7 protein-coding genes and 1 pseudogene are annotated in these 9,209 nt (G+C 59.4%); 3 read left to right on the forward strand and 5 right to left on the reverse strand.

The window, feature by feature from the left end; translation table 11 throughout:
- Nucleotides 1–94: 94 nt before the first annotated feature.
- Both ACQKP4_RS13745 and ttcA read right to left on the reverse strand, forming a co-directional pair.
- Nucleotides 95–769 (reverse strand): DNA-3-methyladenine glycosylase I, encoded by a 675-nt coding sequence (locus ACQKP4_RS13745; protein WP_427633901.1) that lies wholly within the window; start codon nt 767–769, stop codon nt 95–97.
- Between the two features lie 172 nt (nt 770–941).
- Entirely contained in the window at nt 942–1,766 is an 825-nt protein-coding gene (gene ttcA, locus ACQKP4_RS13750) for a tRNA 2-thiocytidine(32) synthetase TtcA (protein WP_427633903.1), read from the reverse strand.
- A gap of 487 nt (nt 1,767–2,253) precedes the next feature.
- Here ttcA and ACQKP4_RS13755 point away from each other — a divergent pair, with 487 nt between their 5' ends.
- Nucleotides 2,254–2,856, forward strand: coding sequence for a Yip1 family protein (locus tag ACQKP4_RS13755; RefSeq protein WP_427633904.1), 603 nt, complete (start codon nt 2,254–2,256; stop codon nt 2,854–2,856).
- Between the two features lie 155 nt (nt 2,857–3,011).
- Nucleotides 3,012–3,506: a SprT family zinc-dependent metalloprotease gene (locus ACQKP4_RS13760; protein ID WP_427633906.1), complete on the forward strand. Its 495-nt coding sequence runs from the start codon at nt 3,012–3,014 to the stop codon at nt 3,504–3,506.
- A gap of 138 nt (nt 3,507–3,644) precedes the next feature.
- On the opposite strand, the gene ACQKP4_RS13765 is transcribed toward ACQKP4_RS13760, so the two are convergent.
- Entirely contained in the window at nt 3,645–4,826 is a 1,182-nt protein-coding gene (locus tag ACQKP4_RS13765; protein ID WP_427633908.1) for a CaiB/BaiF CoA transferase family protein, read from the reverse strand.
- A 144-nt stretch (nt 4,827–4,970) separates the two neighbouring features.
- Nucleotides 4,971–6,305 (reverse strand): dicarboxylate/amino acid:cation symporter, encoded by a 1,335-nt coding sequence (locus ACQKP4_RS13770; protein ID WP_427633910.1) that lies wholly within the window; start codon nt 6,303–6,305, stop codon nt 4,971–4,973.
- A 338-nt stretch (nt 6,306–6,643) separates the two neighbouring features.
- Between ACQKP4_RS13770 and ACQKP4_RS13775 the strand changes: the two genes are divergently transcribed.
- Nucleotides 6,644–7,642, forward strand: a complete 999-nt coding sequence (locus tag ACQKP4_RS13775; protein ID WP_427633912.1) for an AraC family transcriptional regulator — start codon at nt 6,644–6,646, stop codon at nt 7,640–7,642.
- Nucleotides 7,643–7,736: 94 nt separating this feature from the next.
- Here ACQKP4_RS13775 and ACQKP4_RS13780 read toward each other — a convergent pair.
- Nucleotides 7,737–9,209 (reverse strand): annotated as a pseudogene (locus ACQKP4_RS13780) (hypothetical protein); the annotation flags it as partial.

Below are 9,209 nucleotides of genomic sequence, written 5' to 3' on the forward strand. Positions count from 1 at the left end.
CGAGCAAGCCCGCTCCCACATTCGACCGCATTCCTTCAGTTGGAATGCGGTCAAATGTGGGAGCGGGCTTGCTCGCGAAGGGCGCACCTCGGTCTCAATGATTGACGGTATAGGCCAACATCATCGAAATCTGGCTCATCGCCCGCCCGCCACTCTGTTCATGCCACTGGTTGAATACGTCCTGCACCAAGGCCAGATCGCGCTGGCTGGTCGGCACCTTGTCGACGATTTTCTGCGCATTCAACCCCGCCACCACGTCATAGCTCGGCACAAAGGTGTCCTTGCCGACCATGCGCAGGAAGCGCGGCGCCGATAACCCGCCCAATTGATGACCGTGCTTTTTCAGGTACGTCCACAACCCGACGATATCGGTCACCGGCCACTCGGCGATCAATGCGCCGAAGCTGCCCTTTTCATGGGCCACGTCCAGGATGAACTGCGCATTGCGCGGCACGCTTTTGAGCTTGCCCAGGTGGCGGATGATCCGCGCGTCCTGCATCAGCCTCTCCAGGTGTTCGGCGCTCATCAGCACGACTTTTTCCGGGTCGAACTTGAAGAACACTTCCTCGAACGCCGGCCATTTGGCGTCTACCAGGCTGTGCTTGAGCCCGGCGCGAAAGACCCGCAGCGCCATGGTCGAGAGGTAGCGATCATCGCTGATCTTGCGCAGTTGCGCCGGGGTCTTGGGAACGGGCAGATGGGCTTCCAGTTCAGCCGCCGAACCGAAGCGGTTCAGACAGTACTCGTGCAGCCACTTGTAATCGCGCATGCCCTCTCCTGAGGAATTTAGATAACCCGAGCGAGCCCAGTGGCGAGGGGGCTCGCCCCCGTTGGGCTGCGAAGCGGCCCCAAAATCGATGACATTCCAAAGATTTTTGTGAGTACTACGCACTCAAACGAAGGCAAGCCCTCTAACCACAGGGTCACGCCCACACGGGTGTTTAAAGGTTGACCACGTTGACGAACCGCGACGCGGCGGTTTCATCGATGCGCAAATGGGTGAAATCGAACAGGTTACGGTCCGCCAACTGCGACGGCTGAACATTTTGCAGGCTGCGGAAAATGCTTTCGGTGCGGCCCGGGGTCTTGCGTTCCCAGTCTTGCAACATGTCCTTGACTACCTGACGCTGCAGGTTTTCCTGCGAACCGCAGAGGTTGCACGGGATGATCGGGAATTGCTTGAAGTCCGAGTAGGCCTGAATGTCTTTTTCGTTGCAGTAGGCCAGCGGGCGGATCACTACGTTGCGACCGTCGTCGGCGCGCAATTTTGGCGGCATGGCTTTCAGCGAGCCGTTGAAAAACATGTTGAGGAAGAACGTTTCGACGATGTCATCGCGGTGGTGACCCAACGCCATCTTGGTCGCGCCGATTTCATCGGCAAAGGTGTACAGCGTGCCGCGACGCAGGCGTGAGCACAGCGAGCACGTGGTTTTGCCTTCCGGGATCAGCTCCTTGACCACCGAATAGGTGTCTTTCTCGACGATGTGATACTCGACACCCAGTTCTTTCAGATAGGCCGGCAGCACGTGTTCGGGGAAGCCTGGCTGCTTCTGGTCCATGTTCACGGCCACGATCTCGAACCTGATCGGCGCGACCTTCTGCAAATGCATCAGCACATCGAGCATCGTGTAGCTGTCCTTGCCACCGGACAGGCAGACCATGACCTTGTCGCCGTCTTCAATCATGTTGAAATCGGCCACGGCCTCACCGGCCTGACGGCGAAGGCGCTTTTGCAGTTTGTTCTGGTTGACCGTGAGAGTGCCCATGACGCAGATCCGTGAAGTGTGACGAAAGGCCGGCATTTTACGCAAAAACCTCGCTCTTGTGGCGAGGGGGCTTGCCCCCGTTGGGACGCGAAGCGTAACCGCGGCTAAGCTTCGCCGGTAACCCGGCATTTGTCATGCGACTGCTTCGCAGCCGAACGGGGGCAAGCCCCCTCGCCACAGGTTCACAAGTCCACAGGTTCGCAGGTTCACAGGTCCACAGGTCCACAGGTCCACAGGTCCACAGGTCCACAGGTTCGCAGGTTCACAGGTTCACAGGTTCACAAGGGAGGGTGGTGACAGACCCGCCCGCGATTAACAGTTGTTTTTACAGCGCGATTTGCTCTAACGGCCCGCAACCTGCGCCGTTAAGTCCTTTCTATACTGCGACATAAGGTCGCACACATATTCAGACCTTTACTTACTCGGCCACTTTGGCCTGTAGGCGCTCCGCTGGGGGGCGACGGTAATAACAAGAGGAGTGACTGGCATGATCCATCACGTAGTGGGGCTCTTCACCCACCCCGACCAGGAATGGAAAGACATCCGTGGCGACCAAGAGGAAAGCATCAGCCACATGTACCTGACTCACACGCTGATTCTGGCGGCGATCCCCGCCGTGTCGGCGTTTATCGGTACCACGCAGGTCGGCTGGGTCATTGGCAGCCGTGCGCCGGTGATGCTGACGCAGGAAAGTGCGCTATGGATGACGATCATGTCGTACGTGGCGATGCTCGGCGGCGTTGCCGTGATGGGCGCCTTTATCCATTGGATGGCTCGCACCTATGACGCCAACCCGAGCCTGGCCCGGTGCGTTGCGTTTGCGACCTACACCGCCACCCCGCTGTTCGTCGGCGGCCTGGCGGCGCTGTATCCGCACATGTGGCTGGGGATGATCATCGGCACGGCGGCTATCTGCTACACCGTGTATTTGCTGTATGTGGGGTTGCCCACCTTCATGAACATTCCATCCGACGAGGGCTTCCTGTTTTCAAGTTCAGTGCTTGCCGTAGGCCTGGTGGTGCTGGTGGCCATCATGGCGTTTACCGTCATTGTCTGGGGACTCGGCGTGGGGCCGGTCTATACGAATTAGCGTTTGCTGCACCCAAAACAAGATCTGCCAATACAGGCCGCCGCGAGGCGGCCTTCTAATTCTTCAAGACAAGGGGCGATGACCATTCGGCGCCTCGGCGATTCGCAAGACCCCAGGGTTGCGGCATACTCGACGTCTCTGGAGATCCATCAAGCATGCCCGAGCAACTCAAAACCCGCGTCGAAGACTGTTACCAGCAAGCCGAATCCTTTTTCAAAAGAACCTTCAAACGCCCCGTGGTGAGCCTCAAGCTGCGCGGGCAAAAAGCCGGTGTCGCGCATCTGCACGAGAACCTGCTGCGCTTCAATCCGCAGCTGTACCGGGAAAACAGCGAAGACTTCCTCAAGCAAACCGTGGCCCACGAGGTCGCGCACCTGATTGCCCATCAACTGTTTGGCGACCGCATTCAGCCGCATGGCGAAGAGTGGCAACTGATCATGCGCGGTGTGTATGAACTGCCGCCGAATCGCTGCCACACCTACGACGTGAAACGCCGCAGCGTGACGCGCTATATCTATAAATGCCCGTGCGCCGACAGCGATTTCCCGTTCTCGGCACAGCGCCATGGGCTGGTGCGCCAGGGGCGGCGTTATTTGTGCCGGCGCTGCCGGAGCACGTTGGTGTTTAGTGGCGAGATGCGGGTCGAATAAGTTAACTGTGTGGTGTTTGATCTGGCCTCTTCGCGAGCAAGCCCGCTCCCACAGGGGATTTGTTGTGAATACACCATTTGTGTACACCACAGACCCAATGTGGGAGCGGGCTTGCTCGCGAAGAGGCCCTCAAAGCCCCTACACAACCACCCTGGCACGCCGCAACTCATCGATCCGCTCAGCACTGAACCCCAACGCCCCCAACACCTGATCCGTGTGCTGCCCCAGCCCGGCACCGATATGCCGCGGCTCAGGCAGACCGTCCGAAAATTTCAACGGACAAGCCATCTGCCGCTGCCTCGAACCATCCCCGCGCGGCACTTCGGTCACCAGCCCGCGCGCCTGCAACTGCGGATGCCGCACCGCCTCCCCTACGCTCAACACCGGCTCGACACACGCATCAAGCTCGGCAAACAGCCCGCATAACTCGCTGAAGTCGTGCTTCTCGAATTCAGTCTTCAGTGCGTCCTTGAGCTTTTTCTGGTCCGCAGGTTTTGGCGACAAGCCCAAGGGCGACAGCTCTTCCAGGCCCAGCGCCGTACACAGTTGTTGCATGAACGCCGGCTCCAGACTCCCCACCGATAACCAGCGCCCATCCCGCGAACGGTAGTAGTCGTAGAAGCTGCCGCCATTGAGCATCTGGTCTTCGCGGCCCGGCTCGACGCCACAGGCCAGATAGCCAGCACCCGCCAGGGCATTCAGGCTGAACGCGCAATCAGTCATGCTCACGTCAATATGTTGTCCCTGCCCCGTTTGCTGGCGGGCGATCACGGCCGCGAGCAAGCCGATCACCCCGTGCAGCGAGCCTCCGGCCACATCCGCCACTTGCATGCCCAACGGCAACGGCCCGCTGTCAGCGCGGCCGGTATGGCTGGCCAGCCCCGCCAGCGCCAGATAGTTGATGTCGTGCCCGGCGCGGTCCTTGTAGGGGCCGGTCTGGCCGTAGCCGGTGATCGACACGTAAATCAACGCCGGATTGATCGCCTTCAGCGCTTCATAACCCAGGCCCAAACGCTCCATCACACCCGGTCGAAATTGCTCCAGCAGGATGTCGTGGTCTTGCAGCAGTTGCGTGATCACCTCCAGCGCTTCCGGCTGCTTGAGGTCGAGCGCCAGGCTGCGCTTGTTGCGATTGAGGTAGGCGTGGCTGGCCGACACCCCTTGATCGTGCGGTGGCAGCACCCGCAGCAAATCCATGCGGGTCGGCGACTCGATGCGCAATACCTCGGCGCCCATGTCGGCCAGCAATAGCGAGGCAAACGGCCCCGGCAGCAGTGTCGAGAAATCCAGAACCTTGAGTGATGCCAGTGGACCGGGCATGAGCAATCTCCGTGAACGATGCCTCCAGCCTAGGCAGCGAATGGCATCCCGGCAATCACCCGATGCGTCAGCAGTTGTGACGCTTATGCTCAAATCCCGGGCATGAAAAAACCCGCCGAAGCGGGTTTTTCCGTGCAGCGAGTGTTACTTGACGCTGGTCGGGGTTGGGCCTTCGGCAACGCCCAGGTCATCTTCAGGACGGGTGTCGGCGATGCCGCGACCGCCGGAAGCGAGTTCGGCGTGCATTACGTCAACGTCCAGTTCCTTGACCCACTTGGCCACGACCAGGGTGGCAACCGCGTTACCCACCAGGTTGGTCAGGGCGCGGGCTTCGGACATGAAACGGTCGATGCCGAGGATCAGCGCCAGGCCGGCAACCGGCAAGTGGCCAACGGCGGACAGGGTAGCCGCCAACACGATGAAGCCCGAACCGGTCACGCCCGCAGCGCCTTTGGACGACAGCAGCAACACCACCAGCAGGGTGATCTGGTGCGTGATGTCCATGTGGGTGTCAGTGGCCTGAGCAATGAACACCGCAGCCATGGTCAGGTAGATCGCGGTGCCGTCGAGGTTGAACGAGTAACCGGTCGGGATCACCAGACCGACGACGGATTTCTTCGCGCCCAGACGCTCCATCTTGATCAGCATGCGCGGCAGTACCGATTCCGAAGACGAAGTACCCAGCACGATCAGCAGTTCTTCACGGATGTAGCGAATCACTTTCAGCACGCTGAAGCCGTGAGCGCGAGCGATACCGCCCAACACGATCAGGATGAACAACACGCACGTGATGTAGAAGCACGCCATCAACTGACCCAGTTGCACCAGCGAACCCACGCCGTAGGCACCGATGGTGAACGCCATGGCACCGAAGGCACCGATGGGCGCGAGCTTCATGATCATGTTGATGATGTTGAACATCACGTGAGCGAAGCGATCGATGAAGTCCAGGATCGGACGGCCGTAGGCACCCAGGCGATGCAGGGCGAAACCGAAGATCACCGAGAACATCAGCACTTGCAGGATATCGCCGGTCGCGAACGCGCCGAAGATGGTGTTCGGGATCACGTTCAGCAGGAAGCCGACGACGCTTTGATCAGCGCCGGCCGCCACGTATTGCGCGACTTTGGAGGCATCCAGCGTGGTCACGTCGATGTGCATGCCGTTGCCCGGCTGGACGATGTTGACCACCACCAGGCCGACCAGCAGCGCGATGGTCGAGACAATTTCGAAGTACAGCAGCGCGTAACCGCCGGTCTTGCCGACCGACTTCATGCTCTGCATACCGGCGATACCGCTGACCACGGTGCAGAAGATGATGGGAGCGATGATCATTTTGATCAGTTTGATGAACCCGTCGCCCAGCGGCTTGAGGGCCACACCGGTCTGCGGATAGAAGTGACCGATCAGGATGCCGATGATGATGGCAACGATCACCTGGACATACAGGGATTTGTACAGTGGCTGACGAGTCGTCATTGCAAAGTTCCTCAAGAGTGCCCGGTCGCGACATCCACCTGTTGCGCCTGACACCTGAATTGCGAACCCTCCTGCTTCTGGAGGGATTTGTTTTTTCGAGCTGCGCGACGGCAAGCATCTGCTCGGTGTATCGCAAGGCCCGTGCCACCTTTGCCAAAATCCCTGCAAGCCTTATGACATCAAGGGGTGCAGGTTTTTCCTTGTCACCAACCGGTTACGTAATGTGGCGGGTTTCCGCCTATCGCCAAGACGTCGTCCTGCAATTTGGCGGATATCCGCCTGTCCATCGGACGACGCCGCCGCTACTATCCGTCGTTCAATGGACGGACTTGCCCTTTATGCGCGAACGCACCATCGCCAGTCATTTCGCCCGTGCCGCCCTCGGTGGCGCGCGCCGGCTGGGTCATGACTATTCAAACCTGCTGCAACAACTCGGTATCAGCCCCGAACTGCTCGATGAGCCGCGTGCGCGAATCGCCCCTGAACAGTTCAGCCGATTGATCCAGGGCTTGTGGCTGGCCCTCGACGACGAATACCTCGGCTTCGCCCCGGTGCCGAGCAAAACCGGCAGCTTCGCCATGATGTGCCACGCCGTGATCCATTGCCGCAACCTCGATAAGGCACTGCATCGCGGCTTATTGTTTTATAGCCTATTCCCCGACGGTCCGCGTCTGACCCTCACCCATGAAGACGAAATGGTCCGTTTGAGCCTCGACGATTCGAAGTTCCAGGACCCGGACCATTTCCTGACTGAAAGCCAGTTGATGGTGTGGCATCGCCTCGGCAGCTGGCTGATCGGCCAGCGCATCCGCCTGGAGCAGGCAACGTTCAGTTACCCCCGACCGGAACACGGCGCCGAATACGATTTGCTGTTCCCCTGCCCCCTGCAATTTTCCACCGAACAAAGCAGCCTGCTGTTTCACAGCCGCTACCTGCACATGCCGCTGTTGCAGGACGAACGGACGCTCAAACATTTCCTGCAACATTCCCCCGCCGACCTGTTGTCGCGCCCGGATGATGGCGACAGTCTGAGCAGCCAGTTGCGCCGCTTGCTCAGTCGCGACAGTGCACGCTGGCCGGACCTGGAAGCGGTGGCCGCGCACATGCACATCAGCCCGCAGACCTTGCGCCGGCATTTGCGTGAAGAAGGCTCGAGTTTTCAGGAATTGAAAGATCAGTTGCGGCGGGACATTGCGATTTATCACCTGGGGCGGGCGGATTTGTCGTTGCAGCAGATTGCCGAGCAACTGGGGTTTTCAGAGCCTTCGGCGTTTCATCGAGCGTTCAAGAAGTGGACCGGGTTGACGCCGGGGGCTTATCGCGCGCAGGAAAACTAAGACCAAAAGACGTTGTCGCTTCGCATCAGAAGTCGGCAGTAACACAGGGACGGATTGATATATCCGTCCCCTTATTTCTGTATTTATTTCCAGGTTAGCTCCAGTTGATACCCCAGGAGGTCTGGCTAGATAGCCCCGATAAATAGTCAATAGCCTGGTATGTCGCGTATCCCGCGTTTACAGGTGACCCAAACTCGAGAATGAAGTAACTGCTGTTCCCTGGAGGTACCGTCGTTATTCCTTGATGGTTATTGCTGCCTGAAAAACTTATGTCACGCGAGCGCGTAGGGTGTGAATAACATCCCCCAGTTACTCTTAACTGAGTCGTACGAGGGACAGTTGACCCGCTAGGGACATGTGCCCCGGTGTCAATTCGGACTACGGTAGTAATCGTAGGTTTTGTATACGGTGGAATGATCGAAAATTGACGCGCGGCTGACGGTGGAATACTGCCGGATATGAGTTTGACGGTGAAGCTATGGCTTCCCACACTCAGCCCCGACACTGTAACCGTCCAGACCCCGGTCGTTATGTTAGCGAACGGTTGCCCCTTGGAGACGGAGCCATCGAGCACATCCACTTGCAGGCCTTTATTAGCCATGCCGGTGAGCACCACGCTGGTTTCAATGGTGAGGGTGCCATTGGGAATCTCGGCGCCGCTCGGCGAGCCTTTCACCGACGAAATGGTCGGCGCAATGACCGCAGTCACCGTGAAGGTCCGCGCCGCCGATGAACTCCCCGCGCCATACAGCGCCTTCGCGGTAAAACTGTGAGCCGCCACGGCCAGGCCGCTGACCGTCAGGGTCCAGATGCCCGTCGTCGCATCGGCGGTAGGTTGGCCTTTGGAAACAGTACCGTCGAGCACATCGACTTTCTGCCCCTTGCTCGCCGTGCCGGTGAGCACCACGCTGGTTTCAATGGTGAGGGAGGCATTGGGAATCTCGGCGCCGCTGGGCGAGCCTTTCACCGACGAAATGGTCGGCGCAACGACCGCCGTCACCGTGAAGGTCCGCGCCGCCGACGGGGTGCCCGCGCCGTACAGCGCCTTCGCGGTAAAACTGTGGGCCGCCACGGCCAGACCGCTGACGGTCAGGGTCCAGATGCCCGTCGTCGCATCGGCGGTGGGTTGGCCTTTGGAGACAGTGCCATCGAGCACATCGACTTTCTGGCCCTTGCTCGCCGTGCCGGTCAGGACCACGCTGGTCTCGACGGTGAGGCTGCCATTGGCAATCTCTGCGCCATTGGACGCGCCTTTGACCGAGGTTATTTCCGGCCTCGTCTCCACCAACGCCTTAACGGTGTAGAGCCGGGATGGAAAAATCACTGCCTGGCGTTCATCGGTGTTGCCATCGAAGGTTACCTTGAACTCAATTCGCAACTGCGAGCCATCCTTCAGGCTGCGCAGTTGGGCGACTGGGGTGTTCGGGTACATGCCATTCGGCAAACCGGCACCGGGCACAGGCGTGGCGTCGTAGGTTTGCGAGGTGTACGTCGAACCGTCAGTGCGGGTCCCGAAATAACGCAGCCAAAGCTTCTGGCCAAGCGCGATCAGCGGCCATTTGGCAAT

The organism is Pseudomonas sp. NPDC086278 (assembly GCF_050280905.1).
Classification (GTDB): domain Bacteria; phylum Pseudomonadota; class Gammaproteobacteria; order Pseudomonadales; family Pseudomonadaceae; genus Aquipseudomonas.

Coding starts and splice junctions, on each gene's coding strand:
- ACQKP4_RS13765 (WP_427633908.1), bottom strand. CDS start 4,826: ATGCCCGGTCCACTGGCATCACTCAAGGTTCTGGATTTCTCGACACTG.
- ACQKP4_RS13745 (WP_427633901.1), bottom strand. CDS start 769: ATGCGCGATTACAAGTGGCTGCACGAGTACTGTCTGAACCGCTTCGGT.
- ACQKP4_RS13760 (WP_427633906.1), top strand. CDS start 3,012: ATGCCCGAGCAACTCAAAACCCGCGTCGAAGACTGTTACCAGCAAGCC.
- ACQKP4_RS13775 (WP_427633912.1), top strand. CDS start 6,644: ATGCGCGAACGCACCATCGCCAGTCATTTCGCCCGTGCCGCCCTCGGT.
- ACQKP4_RS13755 (WP_427633904.1), top strand. CDS start 2,254: ATGATCCATCACGTAGTGGGGCTCTTCACCCACCCCGACCAGGAATGG.
- ACQKP4_RS13770 (WP_427633910.1), bottom strand. CDS start 6,305: ATGACGACTCGTCAGCCACTGTACAAATCCCTGTATGTCCAGGTGATC.
- ttcA (WP_427633903.1), bottom strand. CDS start 1,766: ATGGGCACTCTCACGGTCAACCAGAACAAACTGCAAAAGCGCCTTCGC.